This is a genomic window from Microbacterium sp. Ru50, assembly GCF_002920555.1.
In the GTDB taxonomy this organism is placed as follows: Bacteria; Actinomycetota; Actinomycetes; order Actinomycetales; family Microbacteriaceae; genus Microbacterium; species Microbacterium arborescens.
The window spans coordinates 1-389 of the sequence record NZ_PQSV01000078.1; the positions used below are offsets into that span (position 1 = coordinate 1).

Consider the following 389-nt stretch of genomic DNA (forward strand, 5'->3'; position numbering starts at 1 on the left):
CGGGCGAGGGTCGCCGCGAGGTCGAAGCGGAAGCCGTCGACGTGCATGTCGGTGACCCAGTACCGCAGCGAGTCCATGATCAGCTGGAGCACGTGCGGGGACCGCATGAGCAGCGAGTTCCCGGTGCCCGTGGTGTCCATGTAGTAGCGCGGGTCCTCCGTCAGCCGGTAGTACGACGGGTTGTCGATGCCCTTGAAGGACAGCGTCGGACCCAGGTGGTTGCCCTCGGCGGTGTGGTTGTAGACCACGTCCAGGATGACCTCGATCCCGGCCTCGTGCAGCGCCCGGACCGCCGACTTGAACTCCAGCACCTGCTGGCCGCGGTCGCCCCAGGAGGCGTAGGCGTTGTGCGGCGCGAAGAAGCCGATGGTGTTGTAACCCCAGTAGTT

Annotated in this window: 1 pseudogene; it reads right to left on the bottom strand. The window is 66.3% G+C overall.

Going from position 1 to position 389, the window contains the following annotated elements:
- Window positions 1–389, bottom strand: a pseudogene (locus C3481_RS16345) (alpha-amylase family glycosyl hydrolase); the annotation flags it as partial.